Source organism: Streptococcus sp. IsoGale022 (assembly GCF_031142805.1).
Classification (GTDB): domain Bacteria; phylum Bacillota; class Bacilli; order Lactobacillales; family Streptococcaceae; genus Streptococcus; species Streptococcus sanguinis_A.
In genome coordinates this window covers 15,086-41,611 of sequence record NZ_JAKZJI010000020.1, presented here as the reverse complement: position 1 = coordinate 41,611, position 26,526 = coordinate 15,086, and the positions used below count along the sequence as shown (strand labels likewise).

27 protein-coding genes are annotated in these 26,526 nt (G+C 45.3%); all 27 read right to left on the bottom strand.

What is annotated here, in order from left to right:
• Positions 1-411: 411 nt before the first annotated feature.
• The 27 genes from recG to eutC all read right to left on the bottom strand — a co-directional run bounded on the left by recG (position 412) and on the right by eutC (position 26,517).
• A complete protein-coding gene (gene recG / locus RG608_RS09980) occupies positions 412-2,427 on the bottom strand; it encodes an ATP-dependent DNA helicase RecG (protein ID WP_268687280.1) in 2,016 nt (671 codons plus the stop codon).
• A 104-nt stretch (positions 2,428-2,531) separates the two neighbouring features.
• Entirely contained in the window at positions 2,532-3,638 is a 1,107-nt protein-coding gene (gene alr / locus RG608_RS09975) for an alanine racemase (protein WP_308946937.1), read from the bottom strand.
• A complete protein-coding gene (gene acpS, locus RG608_RS09970; RefSeq protein ID WP_268687278.1) occupies positions 3,628-3,990 on the bottom strand; it encodes a holo-ACP synthase in 363 nt (120 codons plus the stop codon). The genes alr and acpS overlap by 11 nt, the downstream gene beginning before the upstream one ends.
• A gap of 107 nt (positions 3,991-4,097) precedes the next feature.
• The gene (locus tag RG608_RS09965; RefSeq protein WP_268687277.1) at positions 4,098-5,129 is read right to left on the bottom strand and encodes a 3-deoxy-7-phosphoheptulonate synthase; all 1,032 of its coding nucleotides are present in this window, start codon (positions 5,127-5,129) and stop codon (positions 4,098-4,100) included.
• Between the two features lies 1 nt (position 5,130).
• Positions 5,131-6,162 (bottom strand): 3-deoxy-7-phosphoheptulonate synthase, encoded by a 1,032-nt coding sequence (locus RG608_RS09960; RefSeq protein ID WP_268687276.1) that lies wholly within the window; start codon positions 6,160-6,162, stop codon positions 5,131-5,133.
• A 20-nt stretch (positions 6,163-6,182) separates the two neighbouring features.
• On the bottom strand, positions 6,183-8,702 hold the full coding sequence (gene secA, locus RG608_RS09955) for a preprotein translocase subunit SecA (protein WP_268687275.1): 2,520 nt from the start codon (positions 8,700-8,702) through the stop codon (positions 6,183-6,185).
• Between the two features lie 275 nt (positions 8,703-8,977).
• Positions 8,978-10,177, bottom strand: a complete 1,200-nt coding sequence (locus RG608_RS09950) for an acetate/propionate family kinase (RefSeq protein WP_268687274.1) — start codon at positions 10,175-10,177, stop codon at positions 8,978-8,980.
• Positions 10,178-10,311: 134 nt separating this feature from the next.
• Positions 10,312-11,025: an MIP/aquaporin family protein gene (locus RG608_RS09945; protein WP_002907132.1), complete on the bottom strand. Its 714-nt coding sequence runs from the start codon at positions 11,023-11,025 to the stop codon at positions 10,312-10,314.
• A gap of 167 nt (positions 11,026-11,192) precedes the next feature.
• Positions 11,193-11,747, bottom strand: coding sequence for a heme-binding protein (locus RG608_RS09940; protein ID WP_011836577.1), 555 nt, complete (start codon positions 11,745-11,747; stop codon positions 11,193-11,195).
• 58 nt (positions 11,748-11,805) lie between these two features.
• A complete protein-coding gene (locus tag RG608_RS09935) occupies positions 11,806-12,186 on the bottom strand; it encodes a glycerol dehydratase reactivase beta/small subunit family protein (protein WP_308946931.1) in 381 nt (126 codons plus the stop codon).
• Positions 12,167-14,023, bottom strand: a complete 1,857-nt coding sequence (locus RG608_RS09930) for a diol dehydratase reactivase subunit alpha (RefSeq protein ID WP_308946929.1) — start codon at positions 14,021-14,023, stop codon at positions 12,167-12,169. The genes RG608_RS09935 and RG608_RS09930 overlap by 20 nt, the downstream gene beginning before the upstream one ends.
• A gap of 98 nt (positions 14,024-14,121) precedes the next feature.
• On the bottom strand, positions 14,122-14,637 hold the full coding sequence (locus RG608_RS09925) for a diol dehydratase small subunit (RefSeq protein WP_002903911.1): 516 nt from the start codon (positions 14,635-14,637) through the stop codon (positions 14,122-14,124).
• 30 nt (positions 14,638-14,667) lie between these two features.
• A complete protein-coding gene (locus RG608_RS09920) occupies positions 14,668-15,336 on the bottom strand; it encodes a propanediol/glycerol family dehydratase medium subunit (RefSeq protein ID WP_268687271.1) in 669 nt (222 codons plus the stop codon).
• 11 nt (positions 15,337-15,347) lie between these two features.
• Positions 15,348-17,009, bottom strand: coding sequence for a propanediol/glycerol family dehydratase large subunit (locus RG608_RS09915; protein ID WP_125352178.1), 1,662 nt, complete (start codon positions 17,007-17,009; stop codon positions 15,348-15,350).
• Between the two features lie 21 nt (positions 17,010-17,030).
• Positions 17,031-17,762 (bottom strand): propanediol utilization microcompartment protein PduB, encoded by a 732-nt coding sequence (pduB, locus tag RG608_RS09910; RefSeq protein ID WP_260425614.1) that lies wholly within the window; start codon positions 17,760-17,762, stop codon positions 17,031-17,033.
• Between the two features lie 413 nt (positions 17,763-18,175).
• Positions 18,176-18,625, bottom strand: coding sequence for a cupin domain-containing protein (locus RG608_RS09905; protein WP_268687270.1), 450 nt, complete (start codon positions 18,623-18,625; stop codon positions 18,176-18,178).
• A 17-nt stretch (positions 18,626-18,642) separates the two neighbouring features.
• Complete coding sequence (locus RG608_RS09900) at positions 18,643-19,737, bottom strand: ethanolamine utilization protein EutH (protein ID WP_268687269.1); 1,095 nt, start codon at positions 19,735-19,737, stop codon at positions 18,643-18,645.
• A 16-nt stretch (positions 19,738-19,753) separates the two neighbouring features.
• On the bottom strand, positions 19,754-20,035 hold the full coding sequence (locus RG608_RS09895; RefSeq protein WP_002896356.1) for a EutN/CcmL family microcompartment protein: 282 nt from the start codon (positions 20,033-20,035) through the stop codon (positions 19,754-19,756).
• 14 nt (positions 20,036-20,049) lie between these two features.
• Complete coding sequence (locus tag RG608_RS09890; protein WP_308946928.1) at positions 20,050-20,697, bottom strand: ethanolamine utilization protein; 648 nt, start codon at positions 20,695-20,697, stop codon at positions 20,050-20,052.
• A gap of 31 nt (positions 20,698-20,728) precedes the next feature.
• Positions 20,729-21,355, bottom strand: a complete 627-nt coding sequence (gene eutD / locus RG608_RS09885) for an ethanolamine utilization phosphate acetyltransferase EutD (RefSeq protein ID WP_268687268.1) — start codon at positions 21,353-21,355, stop codon at positions 20,729-20,731.
• A gap of 23 nt (positions 21,356-21,378) precedes the next feature.
• Positions 21,379-22,020, bottom strand: coding sequence for a hypothetical protein (locus RG608_RS09880; RefSeq protein WP_002896366.1), 642 nt, complete (start codon positions 22,018-22,020; stop codon positions 21,379-21,381).
• 196 nt (positions 22,021-22,216) lie between these two features.
• Positions 22,217-22,492, bottom strand: a complete 276-nt coding sequence (gene pduA / locus RG608_RS09875) for a propanediol utilization microcompartment protein PduA (protein ID WP_002896373.1) — start codon at positions 22,490-22,492, stop codon at positions 22,217-22,219.
• Between the two features lie 55 nt (positions 22,493-22,547).
• Positions 22,548-22,829, bottom strand: coding sequence for a propanediol utilization microcompartment protein PduA (pduA, locus tag RG608_RS09870; protein WP_002898203.1), 282 nt, complete (start codon positions 22,827-22,829; stop codon positions 22,548-22,550).
• Positions 22,830-22,863: 34 nt separating this feature from the next.
• Positions 22,864-24,342, bottom strand: coding sequence for an acetaldehyde dehydrogenase (acetylating) (locus RG608_RS09865; RefSeq protein WP_308946926.1), 1,479 nt, complete (start codon positions 24,340-24,342; stop codon positions 22,864-22,866).
• A 6-nt stretch (positions 24,343-24,348) separates the two neighbouring features.
• The gene (locus RG608_RS09860; RefSeq protein ID WP_002903904.1) at positions 24,349-24,912 is read right to left on the bottom strand and encodes a BMC domain-containing protein; all 564 of its coding nucleotides are present in this window, start codon (positions 24,910-24,912) and stop codon (positions 24,349-24,351) included.
• 15 nt (positions 24,913-24,927) lie between these two features.
• Positions 24,928-25,581 (bottom strand): ethanolamine utilization microcompartment protein EutL, encoded by a 654-nt coding sequence (gene eutL / locus RG608_RS09855; RefSeq protein ID WP_032913438.1) that lies wholly within the window; start codon positions 25,579-25,581, stop codon positions 24,928-24,930.
• 15 nt (positions 25,582-25,596) lie between these two features.
• Complete coding sequence (gene eutC, locus RG608_RS09850; RefSeq protein WP_268687267.1) at positions 25,597-26,517, bottom strand: ethanolamine ammonia-lyase subunit EutC; 921 nt, start codon at positions 26,515-26,517, stop codon at positions 25,597-25,599.
• Positions 26,518-26,526: the final 9 nt, after the last annotated feature.

Here is a 26,526-nt window from a genome sequence, read left to right as displayed (position 1 = left end):
AAGTCTGGTCCCTAATCTTTTTGTTCTTACTTGGATATAAGGATACAGCCCTCAACTTAAGAATCTCTTATAGATTTCTTAGGGAAAGCTTATAGTCAAAGAAGTCCAGCAATTTCTATCTACTAATTGAAACGAACAAGTCTTTTCTGCCACATACAAAAAAACTTCACCGATTGGGTGAAGATTGTGATTTGTTAGGAGATTGTTGATGAAAAAATTCTAATTTATTCTTATTTTTTGAGTGGCTCATACCTCGCAAGTCTTCTAGTCTTCAAGCTTTGGTTACAGAATTTTAAGTAATGTTTACATTGTCATTGGTCCTACCTCTTTCTTTGATTTGACAATAGTATAATCCCTCAAACTTAAAGCCTACTTATAAATAACTTGCAGGAAACTTAATCAAAAGAACTCTTAATCTAGGTAATCTCGCTTGCCTAAATGAAGAGCAATCAAGTGCCAACTAGGTTCTGTCCGCCAGTTCGGATCAGCAGTAATCTGGCTGGCAACCTTTCTGGCTTCTTCTAAAATCGGATAATCTTCCACGATGTCTGCCACTTGAAACTCAGGAATACCAGACTGCCGAGTGCCAAAGATTTCTCCGGAACCTCGCATTTTCAAATCCTCCTCAGCCAGCAGGAAACCATCGGTCGTCTCAGTCATGATTTTCATGCGGCGCTTGCCCGACTCCGTCTTAGGATTGGCAACAAGGACGGCATAAGACTGCTTGTTCCCTCGGCCGACACGGCCTCTCAGCTGATGAAGCTGGCTGAGTCCGAAGCGGTCCGCATCCATGATGACCATCACCGTAGCATTGGGGACGTTGACTCCGACCTCAATGACCGTGGTAGAGACCAGAATATCAGTCCGTCCTTCCTTGAAGTCCTGCATAATAACCTCTTTTTCCTCGCTCTTCATCTTGCCATGAAGCAGAGCCACTTGGGCCTGCTGACCAAAATAGGCTGTCAGTTCTTCTTCTAGGGCAATGGCATTCTTAAGATCCAGCGCCTCAGATTCCTCAATCAAGGGAGAAATAAAGTAGACCTGAGCACCCTTGTGGAGCTCTTTTTTTAGCCAGTCTAGGACGACTTCCAGCTGCTCATGCTTGACCCAGCGGGTGACGATAGGCTTGCGTCCCGCCGGCATCTGGTCAATAATGGACACATCCATATCACCAAAAGCTGTAATAGCAAGGGTTCTGGGAATAGGCGTCGCCGTCATCATGAGGACATCAGGATTGTCTCCCTTTTCCCGTAAAATCCGGCGTTGCTCCACCCCAAAGCGATGCTGCTCGTCAATAATGACCAAGCCCAACGCATGGTAACGGACTCCTTCCTGAATCAGGGCATGGGTTCCGACAATCATGTCCACCTGACCTTTTTCAATCGCTACCAAGGTTTCCCGGCGTTCAGCCGCTTTCATTCCCCCAGTAAGTAGGGCTAATTTCAGTTCTGGAAATAGCTGGGTTAGGCTGTCAAAATGCTGCTCAGCCAAAATTTCTGTTGGAACCATCAGAGCGGACTGAAAGCCAGCTGTATAAACAGCATACATAGCCAGACCAGCGACTACTGTCTTTCCGCTTCCCACATCCCCCTGCAGCAGGCGATTCATGTGTCCAGGCGACCGCAAATCCTGCAAAATCTGTGTCAGACTGCGCTCCTGAGCCGAAGTCAGCTCAAAAGGCAAGCTCTGCTTTTTCTCGGCCACAGCATCCGACTGCCAATCAATCTTCAATCCATTGCTGACAGCCTTGGTTTCTCTCTTTAAGACCTGCAGCTGCATCTGGAAATAAAAGAGTTCTTCAAATTTAACCCGCCGAAGAGCCTGCTTGTAGTCCGCAAAGTCCTTAGGAAAATGCATAGCCCTTACAGACTCAACTCTGCTCACTAGCTGGTAGCGTTCCAGCAGGGGCTGGGGCAGATTTTCCTCTAAGAGCAAGTCCAATCCTTGGTCAAAGGCAGTCTTAATCAGCCTGACCAGACTGGCCTGACTAATTCCCTGAGCCAGCCGATAGACAGGCTGCAAGTCGTCCTCTACCTGAGCCAGCAGTTTCATGCCAGTCAGACTGGCCTTGGCTTTGTCCCACTTTCCAAAGACAGCTATATTAGCTCCAACTTCAATCTTATCTACCAGATAAGGCTGGTTAAAGAAATTAACTGCCAGAGCGACTTCTCCCTGCTTGATGGTAAAGCGCAGCCGGTTGCGTTTGTAGCCGTAATACTGGACATTGGCCGGGGTTACGACCTGACCAGAAACAACCGCCTTTTCTCCATCCTCCAAGTCTAGGACATTCTTACTTTTAAAATCCTCATAACGAAAAGGAAAATAAAGCAGCAAATCCTGCAAAGTCTCTAGACCCAGCTTGGTAAATTTTTCTGCTGATTTCGGTCCCACACCAGGCAGAACCGTCAAAGGTTGGTGTAAATTCATAATTCCTCTTTCAGTTCTGATACTGCTACGGTGCTAATATCAAAGACAGGGGGCCAAGCTAGAAAATTATCAAGTACTTCAAGCGGTTCCCTTCATTAATCTTCTTAGTCTTTATAGACCCTCGGTACACGGTCGCTAATCAAACAAACTACCTCATAGTTAATGGTGCCACGCTTTTCTGCCACATCTGTCGCCGTAATGGTCTCCGCTCCGCTATTTCCAATCAACACAACCGGAGTGCCAAGGGGATAAACCTGAGGCAGGCGCACTGTAATTTGGTCCATGGAAACGCGGCCGACAAGCGGGCAGCGCTGACCCTCAATCAAGACATCAAAGCCCTGCATATCCCGTGTCCAGCCATCTGCATAACCCAAAGGAATGGTGCCAATCCACTCTTGAGACTTGCTAGTGTAGGTGGCTCCATAGCCAACATCTGCTCCAGCCTCAACTTCCTTGACATGCACCAATTCTGAAACCAGCGAAAAAGCTGGCTTGAATTCATAAGGAAGTTCCAAGACTCTTCCGCTAGGGTTGAGACCATAGATGATATCACCCAGCCGGACAGCATTTAGAACGGTCTCGCTGTGCCAGAGAGAGGTGGCGGAATTACTAGCGTGAACGAGAGGAGGGACACTGTCCAGCTCAGATAAGATCTGATGAAAACGAGCCAGCTGGGCTTCAAACTTATGGTGCTCCGCTTCATCTGCCGTTGCAAAGTGGGTAAAAATTCCCTCAGCGACAGCCCTAGCAGCCTGCAAGCGATGGATTGCCTCCTGAGCTTCCTGACTATCTCGAAAACCAATTCGCCCCATACCAGAGTCAATCTTGATATGAAAATACAATCCAGTCAAGTCTTCTTCAGCATCTAAGGCTAGATCCAACCACTCCAAACTGGCTACAGTCAGAGACACTTTCCCCTTTCTAGCCAGCGGAAGCGCAGCCAGATCTGACACCCCTAGCACCAGAATTTTTTTTCCAATACCAGCTGAGCGCAGCTCCAAGGCTTCATCGATATTAGACACACAAAATCCATCTACGAGGGGCTCAATGTGCTTAGAAACCTCAATAGATCCGTGACCATAAGCATTGGCTTTAACGACAGCCCACTTCTCTGTCGTCTGAGGCAGATAGACACTCAGTTGTCTAATATTAAAAGCAATGGCAGCTAAATCAATCACTGCCTTGCTGGGTCTATGCAGACTAGCTTTCATCATTTTCCTCCAAAATTACGCTGGCTGTAACTAGGCCAGCAGCGTGGCTGAGCGAAATCCAAACCTTGCCAGTAAAAGGTGAACGACTGAAATAAGGCGCTCCCTGGCTATTATTTAAAATCTCCAAGTCCTGAAACCTGAGTTTACCGATACCGGTTCCCCAAGCTTTAGAAAAAGCCTCTTTAGCAGCCCAACGGCCAGCCAGAAATTCTATTTTCCGCTTGCCGGATAACTCCTCAAAACGAGAAAGCTCCGCTACGGTCAGCACTTTCTTTGCAAAGTGGGCATTTTTCAGATAGGCTCGCTCAATGGCAGCTATCTCTTCTATGTCAATTCCGTGTCCTTTAATCATATCATTCTCTATAAAGGCGACAAAACTCAGCTGGGCCGCCAGCTGAGTTCGTCTTCACCCGACAGTTAGTCCTCTTTACAGGTCAAGACTGTCCCTTTCAATTTTCCTTATTTATCTAAAGTGTTGTAAATTTCTTCAATGAGCTGAACAGTATTGTCCCAGCCCAGGCAAGGATCGGTGATGGATTTCCCAAAGACTTCCGGCTCATTTTGCCGGCCATCTTCAAGATAAGACTCAATCATAAAACCACGAACCGCTCTCTTGATCTTTTCGTTCCAATCCCGATTAAGCAAGGTCTGACGCACAATCCTAATCTGATCCAGATATTGCTTGCCAGAGTTATCGTGATTGGTATCAATGACGATGAAAGGATTCTCCAAGCCCATCTTTTCGTAGTAGGAAATGGCATCCAGCATATTCTCATAGTAGAAATTTGGGATATTTTTACCATATTCATTGGTAGCCCCACGCAGAATAACGTGAGCCAAAGGATTCCCAGAGGTTTCTACTTCCTGACCATGAAAAAGGAAAGTTTGCTTATTTTGTGCCGCATAGACAGCGTTAAACATAACACCCAGATTGCCAGAAGTTGGATTCTTCATGCCGACCGGAGCGTCAATACCTGACGCCACAAAACGATGCTCCTGGTCTTCAACTGAGCGGGCACCCACAGCATGATAGCTAACCAAGTCATCTACCAGCACAAGATTGGACGGATAGAGCATCTCATCAGCCGTCGTCAGACCAGTCTCTGTAATGACGCGGTAGTGGAGCTGACGAACTGCCTGCAAACCATTGATAAGGCTAGGTGCTTTAGAAGTATCCGGCTGATGAACCAAGCCCTTATAGCCATCCCCATTGGTCCGCGGCTTAGCAGTATAGACGCGCATGACAATAAAAATCTTATCTGCAACCTTCTTCTGCAGCTCTGACAAACGGCGGGCATACTCTAGCACAGCCTCTTCATTGTCCGATGAACAAGGGCCAATCACCAAGAGAATACGCTCGTCTTCCCCACTGAGAATCTCAGCTAGTTCTTGGTCTCGCTTGTTTTTATAAACCAAGGCCTGACCAGTTAGTCTGGTTCTGGACTTAATTTGCTCAATGTCAATCTTCTGACCTTTTTCGATAAATGCCATACTATTTTCCTAATGTATCATAAATTTCACGAACCAGCTGTTCTGTATTGGCCCAGCCCAGACAAGGATCAGTAATGGACTTGCCAAAGACTTCTGGTTCGTCCTGACGACCGTCTTCCAGATAAGACTCAATCATAAAGCCACGTACTGTAGCCTTAATCTTTTCATTCCAGTCCCGGTTAATCAGAGTCTGGCGAACGATACGAACCTGCTCCAGATACTGCTTACCAGAGTTATCATGATTGGTATCAATGATGATAAAGGGATTTTCTAAGCCCATTTTTTCATACTGGGCAATAGTGTCCAACAAATTATCATAATAGTAGTTAGGAATATTCTTACCGTATTCATTGAGGGCACCACGCAAGATGGCATGCGCCAAAGGATTGCCAGATGTTTCGACTTCCTTACCTGAAAAGAGGAAACTCTGCTTGTTCTGAGCTGCATAGATGCCGTTAAACATGACATTGAGATTGCCAGAAGTCGGATTTTTCAAGCCAGTCGGTAGGTCTGCTCCACTAGCTACAAAGCGGTGCTGCTGGTCTTCGACCGAGCGAGCTCCTACAGCCATGTAAGAAATCAAATCATCTACCAGAGGCAGATTTTCTGGATAGAGCATCTCATCAGCTGTGGTCATGCCTGTCTCGGAAATGACCCGATAGTGCAGATTGCGGACTGCCTTGATGCCGTTAATCAGACTTGGAGCGGCCGTCGCATTAGGTTGATGAATAAGCCCTTTGTAGCCATCTCCATTCGTCCGAGGCTTGGCAGTATAAACACGCATAACCATGAAAATACGGTCTTTTACTTCTTCTTGGAGAGCAGATAAACGCTTGGCATACTCCAGCACCGCTTCTTCATTATCTGAAGAGCAGGGACCAATGACCAAGAGAATGCGGTCATCCTGACCACGCAGAATTGCTTCTAACTCTCGGTCACGCTTTTCCTTGCGAGCGAGCATGTCGCCTTCTAGCTTAGCAAGTTGGCGAACTTCTTCCACATCAATGGGTTGACTGGTTGCTTTAAAGGTCATCTATTCTCCTTCTTTTATGCTTACTTTCTACGGCCGTGACAGTTCTTGAACTTCTTGCCAGAGCCACATGGACAAGGGTCGTTTCTCTTTACGTTAGACAGGTCTATATTATCAGGTATATTTGGCGCCTTAGCAGAGATATTGCGGGTAGCTGTCGTACTAATAGCACGCTCTGTCCGCGGACGCTCTTGCTCATGAATCTGCGCTTTCATCATCAGACGAGTCACATCAAATTCAATGGAGCCAATCATGTCGTTGAACATACGGAAACTCTCTGCTTGGTATTCAACAACTGGGTTATTTTGTGCATAACCACGTAGTCCAACAGCATTGCGCAGCTGGTCAAGGGCATCAATATGATCAGTCCACTTGCTGTCCACTACGCGCAGAATCAAGACCTTCTGGAATTCACGCACTGCTTCTTCGTCTCGCAACTTAGCAATCTGACTGTCGTAGACTTCCAATGCACGTTCAAACAGATAATCTTTGATTTCTTGGTCAGACTTGCCTTCCAAATCGCTATCTGAAATAGAATCTTCTGAAACCAAGTTATACTTAGCAAAGTTTAAAATCGCTTCAATCTTATCATCCTGATCAGAGTGGCTGCTGCCATCAACGATACGGTTGATAGTCCGCTTAATCATAGCATGGATTTCAGGACTGAGGTCACGGTCAGCAGTAATGACATCGTGGCGTTCGGCATAGATAATTTCCCGTTGCTCACGCATCACGTCATCATACTGCAAGACTTGTTTCCGCGTATCGTAGTTATTTCCTTCGACACGCTTCTGAGCTGCCTCTACCTGACGGGTCAGCATGCCAGACTTGATAACAGAATCTTCGTCACTAAGGTTCATTCGATCCAAGAGGGCTTTAATGCGCTCTGAGCCAAAGCGGCGCATAAGCTCATCTTCCAGTGACAGGTAGAACTGTGACTCACCTGGGTCACCCTGACGACCTGAACGTCCGCGCAGCTGATTGTCAATCCGGCGGCTTTCATGGCGCTCTGTACCGATAACACAGAGACCGCCCAGTTCGCGAACACCTTCACCCAACTTGATGTCGGTTCCCCGTCCAGCCATATTGGTCGCAATGGTAACCGCCCCACGTTGGCCGGCGTTCATGATAATTTGTGCCTCTTTATAGTGGTTTTTTGCATTAAGAACTTCGTGAGGAACCCCAGCTTCTACCAATTTCTTAGAAATATAATCACTGGTTTCAACCGCAACTGTACCGACCAGAACTGGCTGGCCTTTTTCATGACGCTCTTTAACATCCTGAACAACTGCCTTAAACTTAGAATCAATACTTGGATAGAGCAGGTCAGAATGGTCAATACGTGCTACCGGACGGTTTGTTGGAATTGGAATAACACGAATGTTGTATGTTTCGCGGAATTCTTCTTCCTCTGTCTTGGCTGTACCTGTCATACCGGACAGCTTCTTATACATACGGAAGAGGTTCTGATAAGTGATAGAAGCAGAAGTCTTTGTTTCTTCCTGAATCGGCACACCTTCTTTGGCTTCAATCGCTTGGTGGAGACCGTCAGAGTAACGGCGTCCTTCCATTGTCCGACCAGTAAACTGATCGACAATCAGAATTTCCTGATCTTCACTGACCACATAGTCAATGTCAAGGAGCATGATGTAGTTAGCTCGCAGAGCATTGTCGATAAAGTGAGTCAGGGCAACATTTTCAATATCGTAGAGATTATCCAGCTTGAAGTAACTTTCTGCCTTGTCAATACCTGAGTCAGACAGACCAATCGTCTTAGACTGAACATCGATGATGTAGTCATCCTTATCCAGAGATTTGACATAGTGGTCAGCCATATGATAAAGCTGGTTGGTATCTGAAGAAACCGGTCCAGATACAATCAATGGTGTCCGAGCTTCGTCAATCAGGATTGAGTCCACCTCATCGACCAAGGCATAGTTGAGCGGACGCTGTACCATGTTTTCAGCGCGGACTACCATGTTATCACGCAGATAGTCAAAGCCAATCTCAGCATTGGTTGAATAGGTAATGTCGCAAGCGTATGCTTCTTTCTTCTCAGATGGAGACTTAGCAGCCAGATTGATACCGACAGAAAGGCCCAGCCAAGAGTAGAGTTCACCCATTTCGGTCGCGTCACGCTCAGTCAGGTATTCATTGACTGTGACAACGTGTACTCCTTTGCCTGCAAGGGCATTTAAGTAAACTGGCATCGTCGCAGTCAAGGTTTTTCCTTCACCGGTACGCATCTCTGGAACGTCACCATGATGGAGAACGATTCCTCCCATAACCTGAACCTTATAAGGGAAAAGGCCCAACACTCGCTTAGCTCCTTCACGGACAACCGCAAAAGCTTCAAATAAGAGCTGATCTAAAGTTTCGCCATCAGCATAGCGTTTCTTGAATTCTTCTGTTTTTGCCTGAAGTTCTTCATCAGACAAAGCTGCCATTTCGTCTTCATAAGCCAAGACTTTGTCAGCCATTTTTTCTAATTTTCTTAATTCACCTTTATCATTTTCAATGATAGTCTTTAAAATATTCGCCATTTTTTTCCTTACTATATAATAATCTTTCTGATTTTTAGAATGTTCTTTTCATTATAGCATGTTTTCCTATATCTTTCAAGAATGAAAAAAGCAAAAAAGCTCCATCAGACTGTGCTTACAGAACTGGAAGATGGCAAGATATCTAAGCTAAAAAAGAAAAGGCAGAGGTCTTGCTCTGTCTTTTCGAGTCTAAACAACACAAGGATAAACTGGTTTTTTCTTATTAATATAGAAAGTTATTCCTGCACTCCTTGAACATTCTATCACTCTTTCGGCTACTTAAAATCCAACAAGCGCATGGTGTCTTGGGCAATCATCAGTTCTTCGTTGGTTGGAAGAATGAGAATTTTAGCTTGCGACTGAGAATTTTGGATAAAGAGCTGTCCTTGCTCGTTAGCTGCCTGATTTAAAGAAAGTCCTAAACAATTGAGCTTTTGAACGACCAAGCTGCGGATCACTGCTGAATTCTCGCCGATTCCAGCAGTAAAAACCAAGGCATCCAGACCATCTAAATCTGTGATGTAGCTTGCAATTGTCTGAGCGATGCGGTTGACAAACATATTCAGGGCCAGATGCGCTTTTTCGTCTCCTCTGTCACAAGCTTCCAGAACATCTCTTAAATCATTGCTGAGCTGGGAGATTGCCAGCAGACCGGATTCTTTATTGAGGACATCACTTAATTGCTGAGCTGATAGATTTTCCTGTTCTAGCAGAAAAGGAAGAATCATGGGATCTATGTCACCTGAGCGGGAGCCCATCATCAGGCCAGCCAAGGGGGTAAAGCCCATCGAAGTATTGACAGTCTGACCGTTTTTAATGGCGCAGATACTAGCACCATTGCCCAAATGGCAGTTGATAATCTTCAAATGCTCCGCAGCTTCTCCCTGCCCTTCCCAAATCTCCTTTACCTTTTGAGCAATATACTTGTGACTCGTTCCATGGAAACCATACTTTCTCAAACCGTATTTATGATAGTAATCCCAGGAAAGAGGATAGAGATAATAGGCTTCTGAAAGGCTTTGATGGAAGGCTGTATCAAAGACAGCCACTTGTCCTGTCTCCGGCAGTGCCTTTTGGAAAGCTCGAATCCCTACCAAGTTGACAGGGTTATGGCTAGGAGCCAGGAAGGACAGTTTCTCAATGATGGATAGCACTTGCTCGTCTATCAAAGCAGAATCATCAAAGGATTCTCCGCCATGGGCTACGCGATGACCGACTCCATCTATCTCGTCCAGAGATGCAATCAGCTTCCGCTCCAAAAGAAAGTTCAGCAGGTAATCCACAGCAAATTGATGCGAAGGAATAGCCAACAGCTCCTTCTCTTTTTGACCTTCAAATTCAATCTTAAAAATGCCTTCCTTTAAGCCAATCTTTTCAAAAATTCCTTTCACCAAAAGGCTTTCATCGGGCATACTGAGCAGTTGAAATTTTAATGACGAACTGCCCGCATTAATCGCAAAAATTTTTTTAGACATATTTTTCTCCTGAGCAATGAAAACAGTGATTTTTCTAAATAACGTTTTTTTGAAAACTGAAACTTTTCATTACTACTTGTTAGATAAATAAGCTAGCTTCAAATGGTCGGCTAGCTTATCTACTATTTTGTATATTACATAGCATTGACTGCCAAGACAGCCAAGACAGCGCCGATAGTCGGTCCTACAATTGGCACCCAAGCATAAGCCCAGTTTGCATCTCCTTTATTCGGAACTGGCAAGAGAGCATAAGCAAGGCGCGGACCGAAGTCCCGGGCTGGGTTGAGGGCAAAACCTGTCGTCGAACCCAAAGACAAGCCGACCGCCATAATGAGGAAGCCAACTAAGAGTGGAGTGAGTCCGGGCGTGATTTCACCGTGCGTTATCATCAAAAGTGCAAAGATGAAGAAGAAAGTCGCAACGATTTCGCTGAGCAGATTAAATGCCGGATTCTGGATGGCTGGTCCAGTAGCAAATACGCCAACTGAGTTGCCTTCTTCTGCCTTGGTTTCTTTGAAATGGGGATAATAGAAGAGCACCACAATAGCGGCTCCGACAAAGGCCCCTAGAATCTGAGCGATGATATAGCCCACCACTTGCTCCCAAGGGAAGATGCCACCCACCGCAAAGGCAATAGTGACAGCTGGGTTAAGGTGACCGCCAGTATTATAAAATCCTGCCGTATAGACACCCAAGGTTACTGCCAAGCCCCAGCCAAATACAACGGTAAACCAGTTGGGAGAGAAACCTTTTGCGAGACTCTTATTAAGACTGATAGACGCTCCGATTCCATTCCCAAAAACCATCAGAACCATGGTGCCTAAAAATTCACCTAGATATTTTTCCATACTCCATACTCCTTCATTTCGAAATAGTTTACACTCTCTCATCTAAGTTGCTTATTCCGCACTCCATAGATTTCAAGAGAGTATCAGAGAAATAGGCTCGTAAAATAGGAGAAAATCCCTAGCTCCAAAGCATGGATTGCAAGCGGTATTCTCTCCTCTGATATTATTTAATTAGCTAGCTTGCTGCTCTGCAGTCCTACAGCATACTCAGCAATGGACTGGTCTTCTTCAGAACTTCCTCCGCTGACGCCAATACCGCCAATCATTTCTGACTGGCAATAAATAGGAATGCCACCTGCTAAACTAACGACCTTATTGTCAGTCATCGTTTCCAGCTGGTAGAGCCACTGGCCAGGCTGAGTTAAAGGTGCTAAATCCTTGGACTGCATCCTCATGCCGACAGCTGTATAAGCTTTCTTATAAGCCATATCGTTACTCACTAACAAGGCATTTTCCATACGATAGGTCATCACGACTTGTGCTGCTGGATCAACCACCGTTATCACGACAGCTAGTCCTAGCTCTTCAGCCTTGCGTCTGGCCCTTGTTACCAATTCCCAGGCATCCTGATAGATATTTGTGAAAAGAAGAGGCTCTTTATCCAGTAAGGTTTGGCATCTGGCAAGGACTTTTTGGATAATGCTGTCCTGCAATTCTGAGTTTCCTCCCCAGCTTGATAGTTCTGGACTGCTGAGCTCGTCTTTCTCTCTATCTCTAGCCATCCATTTCACCTCTTTTCAGTAGTTAGGTCGGCCATCTTTTTGAATCGAACGGAACAAGTCAAAAAGATGCTTCTAACAGGTCAGATTTTTTAAACGGGACTCCCTTGACCAGCCGCGCTGCATTTGAGCCAAACAGGCGCAAGACGTGGTCCGGTATAGCGGAATAATCTTTGATGCAATAGATAAATTTTTCTAGCGGCAAGTTACGATAATGGAGGACTGCATCTCGCCCGTCACAGGCAATCCCTACTAAAAGCTGGGATTGAGTTGCAGCCACATGCGCTAGTGATACAGGATCGCTAACTTCATCTGGGCTGACCAGACTAAAAGGAATACCTTCCTCTTCGATACCGTAGCCGATTTGTGCCACCTTATCCGCAGGAGCATTGTTCGTAGCTATCAGCCTAATGGTAGGCTTTCTAGTATAAGCTAATTCCATAGCCGGCCCCCCATTTCTCTCTGACATAGGTCAAAATCAGTCCGGTCGCTACTGCATTTCGAGGTCCCACCAAGCCACGCACATTGCCTCGACCAGCCACAATGGCATGCTGAGAGAGGGCTTCAGTCACTAGCTGAGGTATTTCAAAGTCCAAAGCTGAGCCACCTACGATGACAACGAAAGGAATGTCTCGAATATTCTGAGTAGGACTGACACGCTTGAGAGCCCGAACTGCATTGGTAACAAAGACCCTTTCCTTGGCTGACTGCCGAACGAGTTTGATTTTCTCGATAGAGTAGTCTCCATCATCAATAGGAACAAACTCATCATTTTCCTTTACGATGACAACTCTGGCAAACAAATCTCCAGACAGCGGCTTGTCAAAAAATTGAACAGTCCCGTCTTCATGCCGGATATGGAAAAGACTCTCCACCTTAGCCAGAGGATACCGTTTGATGTCCTCTGCCAGATGATGATTTTCCAGTCCCAACTCCGAATTGATCAGCATGGTTACCATATCACCGGCACCGGCTAGATGGACAGCCAAGATTTGACCCCTGCTATCAATAATGGAAGCATCTGTCGAGCCTGCTCCTAAGTCCAAAATAGCCAAGGGGCGATCCGTCCCTGGTGTAGTCAGAGCTCCGAGGATAGCTGATTCAGCTTCTGCTCCACCGATTTCTACGGTAATACCCAGCTCTCGTTCGACTTCTTGGGCAATGATGGACATTTGCAGCTTGTCAGAATTTACCATAGAGGCAATGCCGACAGCCTGCTCCATAGAAAATTCTCCAGCCACACCACCGCGCACAGAAATCGGAGCAAAAGTATTGACGGCCAGTAAGTCACGGATATAAATGTCGGAAGGCTCTTTCTCGGTCAAGTCAGCCATGGTTTGGCGCACCTTCTCCAGCATGCCACCAACATTGGTGCCCGCTTCTCCAACAACATTGCTAATATCGCCGGCGTAGACGATTTTTTCCATAATCTCATCGGCACCCTTGGAAATATCTACCTTTAAGGTATGCTCCTTGCCGATAATTTGGATACTGCCTGCTGGAATCGTCCGAGCCTGAACATCACCTGCTGGTGTCTCAATTACGACAGCCGAGCGGTTGCCAATGAGGGCACGGGCAATGGGAACGATACTTTTCGTCTCTTCTGCACTCAAGCCGAAGACCGTCGCAATGCCATAGGGATTGGATAATTGGGAAATCACCTTCCCCTGCTCTACTACTTCAACAGCAGCTTGCATGCCCAAAGGAACCTTGTCGATAAAGAGAATCTCATCCACGATTGGAATCTTCTGGCTAATGCGGTTGTTGACCAGGACCCCATCATCCGCCTGCAGAATGGCAGCGGTAATCTGATAGCCCTTAGCTAGATAGGCATTGATCAGCTGGGCAACCAAGTCAAAATCAATAATCTTCGGCACTACTACGATGTATTTCCCATCAATCGGATGATGAACCAAGTCAAGAATATCCACTGTCAGTCCAATCCCCAGACCCAGACCGCCTGGAGTACGGGGATTATGACCAATCATGGTAGACTCTGTAATGACTGTCTCTGTGACGGTTTCCATGGCAACATCACCGATAACAGGTGTCGCTTCATTGATCCGAATCAAATCAATTTGTCCCAACTCAAGCGGTGTTTGCTCCATCAATTTTCTCAGAGATTGATAAATCCCGTGGACATTTTCCTTGGTCCCCTTGATACCTGTTGTATCCGCAATGGCTGAGGCAAGAAAGTGAATGCTTCCATCATCTTGCACTTCAGCTAAGGCAGACTCGGTCGAAGAATTTCCTATGTCTACTCCAATGATTCGTTTCACATTTTCACCTCCACCAAGATTAGGCTATTTTGAGCAGCATTTATAAAAGAAGTGGCTATAATCTTTTTTCAACCCAAAATAGCCTTGGTAAAACTGGATTAGTTGTCACCTTTCAACTTCTTGCGGCGCTCATAATTTTCAGCGGCTTCTCTGACAAAGCCTGCACAGATAACAGCTCCATATTGGTTTTCCAATTCATTGGCAATGTCCAATAATTCCTGTTTGGAAGACCGGTAAGGGCGCAGGGCATTGTAGATTTCCAGCACACGCGCATCCGGAACCTTGGTCAGTTCCGCAGCCCGAGAAAAGTTATACTGGATTGCTTCGCGGCCGGCATTCTTAGCAATTTCACCTTGCTTGATCAAAATCTCCGGCTTAATCCGCAAATCCTCTGCAGTTACATAGCCAGACAAGATATTTTCCAGTGTAATATCTTCGAATTTCTTATCCTGACCAACCTTTATCCAGTCTGGGTGTTTTTTAGAAATAGGATAATCAGCCGCTGTCGCTTCATCAGAACTGACAGGACGATTGGCTGCTCCTTGATTAGTTGAGCCGCTGTCGCTTAGCTCGGCTAATATTTGTTTTACTAATGTTTCTACTGATTCACTCATTCTGATTTCTCCTTGTAGACATCATATGCATCAAATCACCTGACATTCATCAGCTGGTTTTCCTCTTTTAACCAGTTTCGTTTCCTTGATATGCAGCAAGGCTGAGTAGGCCTGGTACTTAGGACGAGCCATTTGGTCGTTAAGGGTTGGCACCGGATTTGGTGTTTCACCCTTGGCATACTTAGCAGCATTTTTACCAATCAAACGATAGGTTTCAGGAGTTAACAAAGGTGCCTGCGGGAAGAGTTCCAGATTACTGAGCGGTGGCAAATCACGTTGGTGAATAACCGTTGTTCCCTTAGACTGAACACCGATAGAAATGCCAGAACCAGACAGGTGGTCTCCTTCTACCGCTACAAAGGCAACGTCAGAAGAACGATAGACCTTGACAATGCGAGCCTTAAGCCCTTCTTCTTCGATACCAGCCACCAGCTGACGCAGTACTTCCGTATGAGGAATGTCCACCATCGTCTTCACCTGCTGTTCTCCAAAGGCAGGTCCAACTGCAATAACGACTTCATCCGTTGACTGGCTAGGTTTAGCCACACCAACTGTACGGATGACAGCTTTTTCATTGGACACAGGCTTTGTGACTGGCTTTTCGCTTGTTTCAGCAGCTGTTTCGTTTTTATTGGCGCTCATCTCTTTCATCACTTCTGCAATAATGGAGCGCAGTAAAGTTTCATTTATCTCTGTCATCTTAGCTCCTCCTATACATCACGCGGGTCAATCGCTTTAGGAATGTCTTTGACTTTTTCCCATTCTTCGCCGACCAGACGATGGCCTGTACCGACACCAACATAATCATTCGGTGAATTCACCGCTGAAATAACATTCCAATCCCGATCAAAGATAGCAGATGTTTGCAGGAAATCCCCTGCTACACGTTGCTTGAACAAATTGAGCAGCTCATTGGCAACTTCAGGGAAGCCATTATTAGCCAAGGCTTTGATCAAATCAGCCCCTTGAACTCCGCGTTCCAGAATACCCTGAGCAGCCTTGATGTCTTCAACCTTATCCCGCTCTGGCATATCTTTAGAGCCATGAGCATAGGTCGCTGCTTCGACTTCTTCGTCGGTAATCGGCGGCAGGCCCAAGCCTTTGAAAAGAGCTTGCATAACGCGTGCTGCCTTGTTCCGAACCTTCACAACTTCCTCTTCACGTACAGGACGAAGACCACCGTCTACCCGCAGGTCACGTTGCAAGACATTGTAGTCGTCAAAGTCTTCCGCATCCCAGTTAGAGCCGGCAAACATATTGTCATAGTTTGGCGTAGCAGAGTAGCCAGAGTTGATAAAGTCTGTACCTGGCGCAAACTGCATCAAAGTCCGAACAGAGCGACGTAAGTCCGAGTGAGTAAAGGTTTGGTCATTTGATGAAGCACATTCCAAGTCCAGCATGCTGGCAATCAAGTTTTCAGCAACGACCGCCCGAATACCACTCGGAACAGCTGCTGGAATACCGATACAGCTAACTGATCCATTCTGAGTTCCTTGAACCCCAGCTGCTTTTGTTACATAGAGACAGCGAGCTTCCAGATAGAGCATGGACTTGCCTTCGGCTTGTCCCATCTGCACTTCAGACCCCGTACCGGAAGTGAAGCGCATCTTGAGTCCACGAGAGGCATAGGCTGAAGCCAGAAAGGCCTTGGACCAAGGTGTATCATCTCCATCAGTGAAGACATCTTCTGTACCATAAACAGAAATGGTCTCAGCATAGGCCGTAAAGCCACGCATACCAAATTCTAGCTCTGTCGCTTCTTCCAAGGAGCACTGAGTCAGTACCCCAGGACGGCCCACTTGGGAGCCAATCATCAGAGACAGGGCATTGAAAGGAGCGTAACGCACTACGGCAACCGTTGTTTCCTGCTCTGCAAAACCACGCAGAGCTCCTTCAGCCGCATCTGCTGCAATCTGCACTGGATTATCATTGACATTAGTCACGTGGGCTTGAGTAGCTGTTTGCTTACGAGTCCGCATCTTTTGCAGACACATCATGATTTCCACGACATTCATCTGATTGACTACTTCAATGATTTTAGCCGGAGTCATGGCCTTGGTCAGCTTGATGATTTCTGTCCTAGGTACACTCGGTGTCAATATTTTATTGGCAATCTCTCGTGAGTCCATCTGAATGACTTCTTCAGCCCGGCTCAAGTCAATCCCGTAGTTGGCAATGAACTGGTCAATCAGGTCAAATTCTTCTTTTGGTTTGCCGTCTAACTCAACCACTTTCCCATTTTGAATCTTGATACTGGGCTTAGGATCATTGGGGCTTTCCATAGCTACCAAACCTTCTTCAACCCATTCTTTTACAAATCCATCTTGGTTGATAGGGCGTTCGCTTAATACTTCAAAACGTTTGGATCTCATACCGTTTCCTCCCTCTCACTCTTAAATGTAAGATGGCTGTGAGTTGGTTGGCTCGTCACCCATACTGCCTAAAAGTGCCAGTCCAACTTCACGCGCTGAGATAACTGATTGTCTAACTGCTCCAGAATCCCCACTGATAAAGAGGATAGCTTCGTTTGAGTGGCTGGTACCACCATTTCCTGGAGAAGCATAGCCGACAACAGTAACGTTGGCGGCCTTGACAGCTGTATCCGCCATAACAACACCAATAGCTGCAGGTGCTCCAACAATCAATCCAAAAGCACGGCCATATTCAGCACCAAAGGCAGTCTGACAAGCATAACTAGCACGCGCAGTATATTGGAGTTCAATATGCCCTGCATCATTAGCATAAACATCACCAAAGGTTCGATCCACTTCCTTCAGGGTTACTTCCACAGCTCGTCTGACATCTGATACATCTTCACCACCGAAGATAATCAAACTTCCGTGTCCAGCACCACCCTTAGTATCACGAGGCAGTTCGATTTTAACAATTTCTGTATTGGTCGCTTTTACTGCTTCATCTGCAGCCATGATATGAGGACCTGCACCGGTACGAGCACCGACTACACCAATTGAGCGATAGCTCTTTTCTAGCTTCATAGCATCCAGCACCTGCTGGTCCACATTGGCAATGACAAGTCCAATTGTATCGCCTATCGGATTAACACCGACAAATTCTGTAATATTGCATTTGTTTTCCATAAGACAGCTCCTTTCGCTGACATATATTTTGAAGCGCTTACAATTTTAAAGAATAGGAAAATCAGATAAGAGGAACACCATAGCTATACGCCTCTTTCTGATTCCTTTTTTTTAACTTTTTTTGGGTCAAAAGAATAGATTATTCTAAGGTTTTCTGTTAAAATGAGTATGGTTGTTTTTTATAAAGGAAAAAATTCTGCATTCTCAAAAAGGGCCTAACCAACTTTTTTAGGAATGCCAAGCTAAGCCTACAAGAAATATACTTGACAGGCCTTTCCCTTCAGAAATAACAATCGCAGAGACAGATAACAGATGATAAACTTTTCGCAGGGTTGCTCATCTTCTATCTGTTTTTTTATTTTCCATCATTATAGAATGGCAGGACAGCAGGCCGCTGTCCTGCCATTCTAGTAAATTTGATAGTTCAATTCTCCAACAAACTAGCCTTGCCAGTCAGCCGGATAAGTCACATAGATAAAGCGGGCCTTATCTCTGACAGAGAACTGAATGTCGCTGCCTTTAGGGATAAAGAGTACTTCGCCAGGGCCAGCTGTCATGACTTCGTCACCAACGATAATATCAAGACGCCCTTCAATGACATAATCCACTTCATCATAGTCCAGATGCCAAGGGAAAGTTGTCTTTTCCATGGTCATCAGACCCAAGCCCAATCGTGGGCTTTCGTCTAAAGTCAGCAAGTCTCGTGTATAAACTTGATGACTCGCATCACCTGTATCCAAGCGATCTTCTGGACGAACATCTAGACCTGGCAGGGCGATAGAAGCCACTCCTGCCTTACTGGCTTTCTTCCCGCCATCTTTAGTGGCTAATTCTTCCAATAAAATCTTACGAACCAATGTTTCTAGGTCAGAACGATTAATATCTGCCATACTTCATACCTCCAAGTCTAAGCTTCCTTCTTCGTTAAGAAGAAAGCCAGTAATACCGCTGTGATACCGCCGACAAATTTACCAATCATCATCGGCACAATCATTTCCGGTTTTTGACCAGCTGTGAAGCCTAGGTGATCTCCGATAACGAAGGAAGCAGATACGGCAAAGGCTACGTTGATAATCTTACCGCGTTTGTCCATATCCTTCATCATCTGGAACATGGCAATGTTATTAGCCAGAGAAGCTACCAAACCAGCTGCACCAACTTCGTTCATTCCTAGGGATTTTCCGATAGCAGAAAGCGGTTTGTTGGCTACCTTGGTAAAGACAGCTACCAGACCAAAGGCTCCAGCCAAGGTTACGGCAATCGTTCCGACAACTTCAAAGGCTTCCTTCAGTGTCTCAGCACCTTTTGGATAGAGGCTGATGAGCCATTCATTTCCAGTCAGAAGCTGCGCTGCACCAAAGGCCAAACCAAGCGTTGCCAAGATAACAATAATCTGACCAAACACTTCAAAACCTTTAATCATGGCATTAGGTGCCAAAAGCAATCCTATGAAAATCAGAGCAGATACAATGATAATCGGGATAAGATTGACAATCAAGGTTCCAAAAGGCAGACCTGGTACGAAAAATCCTCCGAGGAGACAGCCAATCGGAACAGTTACCAAACCGTATAAGATTCCGCGAGCCAAAAACGGACGATCATCTTTTTCGATAATACCCAAGGCAACTGGAATCGTAAAGACGATGGTTGGCCCCATCATAGAGCCCAGTACAAAGGCAGCGAAATTTCCTACTGCTGGATCCTGAGCCAGACTGAGAGCCAGAGGAGCTCCTCCCATATCATTGGCAATGAAGGTTGTCGCAAAGATTGACGGGTCAGCGCCCACCAAGCCATACAAAGGCACGACAATCGGTTTCAAGACATCCGCCAAGAGGGGCGCGATTACCATAATCCCAGCCATAGACAGAGCCAAAGCTCCCATAGCCATGATACCTTCTTCAAATTTTTCACTTAGTCCTAGTTTGCCACCGATACATTTATCCACTGCACCGATCAGCATGAATAGAACCATGATATAAATGATAATTTCATTGATACTCATAACATTACCTTAGTTTCTAATATTCTTCATCACTGTGATAGTCAACCTTGTCAATGATAGCCACAACGACCATATCCACAGGGATATTCGTCTTATTTAGGCTCATCCGGGCAGAACTGCCAGTGGTTACCATAACTTGGTCTCCTTCGCCTGCACCGATGCAGTCGGCCACAATAAGCAGAGCTGGGTCACTTTGATGTTCATTTAGCTGCCGTTCGACCACTAAAAATTTCAAACCATTTAAATTTTCGTCTTTTCTAGTCGCCCAAAGGCTTCCTTTTACTTTACCAACAAACATCTCTACCCACTCCTTTATTCTATGATTTCTATTTTTTGACGTTTTAGATAATCTCTCGCCAAGGCTGTCACAATCATTCCTTTTTCTATTTTAAAGCTTCCGCTTTCAGGCAAGCCCATTTCTCTCAGCCTCTTCTCTGTAAGCAAAACCGGCTTGCTCGGAGCCTTAGTCTTCTGGCTGACTTCTTCTGCCACCGCCCGTTTCACTTCCGGGCGAGGCTCTTCAGCCTGATCGTTTTCTAGGAGTGCTAAGAGTTGGCCTTCTTTATAAAATTGCAGACCGTAGCGAATCAGCTTTTCTCGCTGTCCCTGCAGTTCCTGATACAAGTACACTTTAGAAGATTGCTTGTACTGTTGAATAGCAAAGGCGCTGTCTGATACGAGGACTTTTTTGCCTTTCAAAAGACTCTTTAAAATGACTGCTTCCTCCACCGCTAAAGGGCAAAGGGATGAGAGTCTTAGAAAAGCATCAAAACCAAGCGACTCAACAACAACAATCTCTGCTGTGCAAGAATCTTTTACGACTTGAAAGCCTTCCCCTTCTAATAAGTCAGGAATCTTATCGCCTCCAATGACGTATACTGAGGGTTTCTGAGGCTTTTTCTTCAACTTTTCCATCAGGCGGTCTGTAATCAAATCTACTAAATGATCTAGATTTTCCATTCTTTACCTACCTTTTATTTGCTCATAGGACTTATTTTTTAATAATCCGTCCGCGTGTTCCTTTTTTGAAACCACAAGCATTGGCTTCATCGTAGTCGATATGCATATAGGTCGCAAACTTAGGACTAACACGGATAACCACATCATCAAAAATCAGCGGACGAGCTCCTTCTACTCTGACTTGTACAATCTCGTGATTTTTTACATTCAGACGTTCAGCATCTTCCGGTGTCATATGAACATGACGCTTAGCTACAATCAGGCCCTTATCCAGACAAACTGCCTTGTCCCCATGAGCCAAGATAACACCCGGTGTTCCTTCGATATCACCACTTTCACGAATAGGAGCCCTGGTACCCAGCTGCAAACAGTCTGTCAAGGAAACTTCTACCTGAGAATGTTTGCGTACAGGTCCCAGAATAACCACATTGTGAAAAGCGCCTTTTGGACCGACAACTGTCAGCCTTTCTTGACTAGCGAACTGGCCTGGCTGTGATAGGTCTTTTGCTTTTGTTAATTGATAGTTGGGACCAAACAAGGCTTCCAAATCTTCCTGACTCAAATGGACATGACGTCCGCTCGCTTCTACCTCAAATGACCCCTGCAATTCTTCCTGAACTTTATCAATTACTTTATTTACCAAATTTTCTAAAGTCATTGCTGTTCTTCTTTCTCTTGTTATTAGCTTGCTATCAACCAGAGCAAGACTTCAATTGATTTTAATAATTGAGAAACCTTACAAGCAAATTGATCTCTGTCACCATCAGCAGCCTGCTCCAATTCTTTGCGCAGGAGGGTCGTTTCGATATATGTTTCATAGCAATTCAGCTGCCAAGTCGGCTCTTGATAACTCATCATAACCGTTTCTTGATCGAGCTGTCGACTGACCCGAATGGCCTGCAATTCTGCATTGCTAGGCAGGTCTGTCTGGTAATCAGAAATATCATCCAGAATATGATGGCCGACGATTTGTTCTACTATGTTCAATAGTTGGCCAACTTGCTCACACTTTTCATCCTGAAAAGCCTGATGCAATTCTCTCTGGTTCTTCAAAAAGCAAGTATAAAGTTTAGTCAGTCTAAATAGTCGTGGATACACAGCAGAGTCCTCAAGGTTTGTAATCGGCACCCTGATAGCATCAGCAGCTGAGGCTGTTTTCCCTTTGGTCTGACCTGAAGAAATGATTCGAATATGGTGATCATTGAGAAAACCTCTGGCTGCTGGCGTCAGTTTTTCATCTTTGTTTAATTCAAAGACACCGTTATCAGCGAGAACGGATTCTCTATAAAGCTTTCTAATCTTAGCTTCTGTAAAAACTGACATGTATTCACATCCTTCTACTCCGTTGATACTCTGTGAAAATCAATCTGATACTCTCCGAAAATCAACATTTCTGTCTAGTATCGAGCTGCTGCCCATAAGCTTCATTTTCACTGAGTATTCTATTTGCATGAGAGGCCTGTATCAAGCCTGAACACTACAATACAGGCCCTTTCAGCAAATATTTATCTGTCCCAAATTATTTGGGAAGAATGACTTCCACTTCAGCATGTGGACGTGGAATTACGTGAACTGAAATCAATTCACCAACATTTTCAGCTGCAGCTGCTCCAGCATCTGTCGCTGCTTTGACTGCGCCGACATCACCACGAACCATTACAGTTACCAAACCAGCACCGACTTGTTCTTTACCAATCAAAGTTACGTTAGCGGCTTTGACCATTGCATCAGCTGCTTCAATTGCGCCGACGAGTCCTTTTGTTTCTACCATTCCTAATGCATTTGCGTTTGCCATGTTTATTTCCTCCAATTATTTTCTTGTTTTTAATTTTATCCGAAAGTCTGTAATCTTATTCTTGATGAGGCAAGATTACTTCTACTTCAGCATGTGGACGTGGGATTACGTGAACTGAAATCAATTCACCAACATTTTCAGCTGCAGCTGCTCCAGCATCTGTCGCTGCTTTGACTGCGCCGACATCACCACGAACCAAGACTGTTACCAATCCAGCGCCGACTTGTTCTTTACCAACCAAAGTTACGTTAGCTGCTTTGACCATTGCATCAGCTGCTTCGATTGCGCCGACAAGTCCTCTTGTTTCTACCATTCCTAATGCATTTGCGTTTGCCATGATTGTATCCTCCAATTATAATGTTTAATATTGACTATTTTAGTTTTTCCAATACGCGTTGAACCAACAAGGTTACCAGTTCTTCTTCGTTTGATCCGTCAACTGCTACTGCTTTTGGTTCTTCCACTGCCATATTTTCTGCTTGTCGCAGGTCTGACAGTTCTGATGTACCGTAAGCTACACGACGGATATTGAAGAGATTGAGCGGGCTGACATTATCAGATGTCGCGCTGCCACCCACAGCTCCACAACCCAAAGTAAAGGCTGGGAAGAGACCAGTCGTTGCACCGACACCACCTAGAGCTGCTGGCGTATTGATCAGCAGACGAGATACTGGTTTTTTTAGTGCAAATTCACGAATAATTTCTTCGTTTTGACTATGAATAGCAAGAGTGTGGCCTGCACCTTCGTGATGCAAGATCTTAATGCTCAGCTCACAAGCTTCCAACCAGTCCTTGACAGTGTAGAAACCTAAGACTGGAGCCAGTTTTTCCATAGAATATGGATACTGCTTACCGACGCCAGTTTCTTCTGCAATCAAGACCCGAGCATCAGCTGGAACTGAAATACCAGCTAACTCAGCAATCACTTGCGGTGTTTTACCAACCATCTTCGGATTCATCGCACCACTCGGCTGGATAATAAAGGAGCCTAATTTCTTAGCATCTTCTGCTGGAACAAAGTAAGCACCTTGTTTCTTGAACTCTGCTACAACCTTTTCCTTCATATCTTCTTCGACGATGATAGACTGCTCAGATGCACAAATTACACCATTGTCAAAAGTTTTAGAATCCAAAATCTGACGAACTGCTTTTGGCACATCTGCTGTTCTTTCGATGAAGGCTGGACCATTACCAGGACCTACACCAATTGCTGGTGTACCAGATGAGTAAGCCGCTTTGACCATAGCATTTCCGCCAGTCGCCAAAATCAGATTTGTATCCTTGTGTCGCATCAACTCATTGGTAGCTGCGATGGATACCCGATGAATCGCACTGATAGCTCCATCTGGACAGCCAGCTGACTTAGCAGCTTTCTTGATGATTTCCACCGTTTCCTCAATACACTTAAGAGCATTTGGGTGAGGAGAGAAGACGATACTGTTTCCTGACTTCAAAGCAATCAAAGCCTTATACATAACCGTTGATGTCGGGTTGGTTGATGGAATCAAGCCAGCAATGACACCGACTGGAACCCCAACTTCCAAGACTTTCTTTTCCTTGTCTTCGCTGAGAACCCCAACCGTTTTCATATCCTTGATTTCTTCAAGAATACCTTTGGAAGCAAGAGCATTTTTCAATACCTTGTCTTCCCAGCGGCCAAAGCCAGTTTCCTGAGCCGCCATTTTAGCTAGGCGTTCACGCTCATCATAACAAGCTTTCGCTACTACTTTTACAATGGTATCAATTTGCTCTTGGCTCATTTTAGCAAGTTCTGCTTGGGCTTTCTTTGCATCCCGAATCAAATTCCTTACTTCCTGAATCGATACCAAATCTTTATCTTCTAAAAACATCCGCAATTACTCCTCTCCTATTGTTTCCATCAAAGTCTCAACGAGAAGTTTCTTGTTGGCAAATTTGATTTCTTTCTTGCTGAGACGGATACCTTCTTGATGATAGGCAAGGCTGCGTAGTTCGACGACTTTTAGTTTTTCCAGTCCTTCTCTGGTGTAGGTCCTTGTCTCTCCTTCAAGCTTCTCTGCTGGTTCAGCCTTAGTTTCCTTTACAGGCTGAGGCTTTTCTTCGATTTTTTCTGAAGGGATTGTTTCCGCCGTAGAAGCAATCTCTTTTTTAGCTGTTTTACTGTTTCTCTTTGGTACAAAGAGAAGGTCTGTCTGGTTGTCCAACCTAGAAATTACATGGCTGGCCAGATAGTAAGGTTTATCCTGTACCAACTCAACTGCTGCATCAACCGCTGAGCGGACTGCACTGACATCGCCTATTAATTGAACCGTATTCAAACCAGCTTTGACTGTTTCAATATTAAGCAATGATACATTGGCAGCCTTCAAAGCCGCATCTGCCGCAACTACAGCACCTAGATAACCTTTTACTTCAATTAAACCTAGTGCTCTATCTGCCATTTAATCAACTCCTAATCAATAACTTTTAGGATCATTTGCTACTGCGATAACTGCATTCGCAAATGCGTCGCAGGCAGCTCGGCATGCTGACTGTGATCCGACCAGAAGTCCGCCGGCAAAGTTGGTTTCACTTGGTGGTCCGTAGAAGGCCCCAACTTGCACATCTGCCGCTTTCAAAGCCGCATCCAGTGCCACCATAGCTTCACCCGGTGGAGCAATCAAGTAAGCAATTGCTGTTCCTTCTTCTGCATTAGCTCCCTCTGACAAGTAAGAACCCGCACGAGAGATACAATGAGCAAAATAAGGAATGCTGTCATCGTCATTGGCACTGTAGAAGCTAGCCCCATTTTCGATTTCATAGACTGCTACATCCAGACCGCTGCGAACTTCTTCTGGGTTTGGACCAGCCAAGATACCGATGACTTCACCAGCCAGCTTAGTTGAAGCGTTGCCTGCACCAGCGTACATACTGCGAGCATAGACTACTTCAACATCTGCTGCCTTGGTTGCTTCATCCAAGGCCACATAAGTGACATCATCACAGTCAGAAGTGATAATGCCCAGGCTTCTGTGATGTGGTTTAAGCTCCAAAGAAGCTGCCAAACCAGCATCCACGTTTGAAATCAGAAGGGCACTTAATACACTTGCACCTAATCGATCATTTTTCAAAGCCACTACCTCCTATTATTTCAAATCAATTCCTGATTTCTTATTATCAAGAATCTTCTTAATGATTTCTGCTACATAGGCTCCAGCTTCAACGGCTGGTGTTCCGCCTTTATGAATATTGGAAACAACGGTCCGTTTCGCTTCCGGCATACCAACTGTTGGCTTGTAAGCCAGATAAGCACTCATGGACTCAGCTGTTACCAGACCTGGACGCTCACCAACCAGCATACAGATAACTTCTGCACCAGTCAGCTCTGCGATTTGGTCCATAGCCGCAACCCGAGCATGCTTGATAAAGAGCACTTCGCCAAAGTCCAGTCCGAACATTTTCAGACCTTGCTTCAGAGCTGGCAGGAAGTCTTTGACGTTAGCCTCGATAGCTGATGAGCTAAGACCATCACCAACGACAATCTGAACTTTGGCATTAGGTTTGCATTTTTCTTTGATAATCGCCTGCTGATCTTCAGGGAAGACCCGGCCAAAATCTGGACGTGTCAAGTATTCATCTTTAGTAGTCGCCTTAGTTTGTACAGGAATGAAGCCCATTTCCTTGACAAAGTCATCTGATACATAGGAGAAGACCGCATCCTGAGCTGCCGCATGGTCTGCACGGAAACGCAAAACACTTTGTGTCTTGTAGCGATCACCTGCCCGCCATAAGCCCAGACGTGCCGGAGTAAATTTCTTAATCTTCCGGTAGGCTTCTTCATTGATGGCATTTGGCACCAAGAACTGTTCCTGAATATCTACTTCTGTTATATCCGGAATAATGCCATCTTCAATCACTGAAGTGTCTTGTTTGACTTCTTCCTGCAGAGAAACCGCAGGTTTTTCAGCTTTGTTCTGGTCAGTCGCTGCTGTTTCTTTAACAGCTGAGTCGCCGCCCATCTCATTTAACAATGAGCGAATCATTTCTTTTAATTGCAATTCATCCACAATGATTTC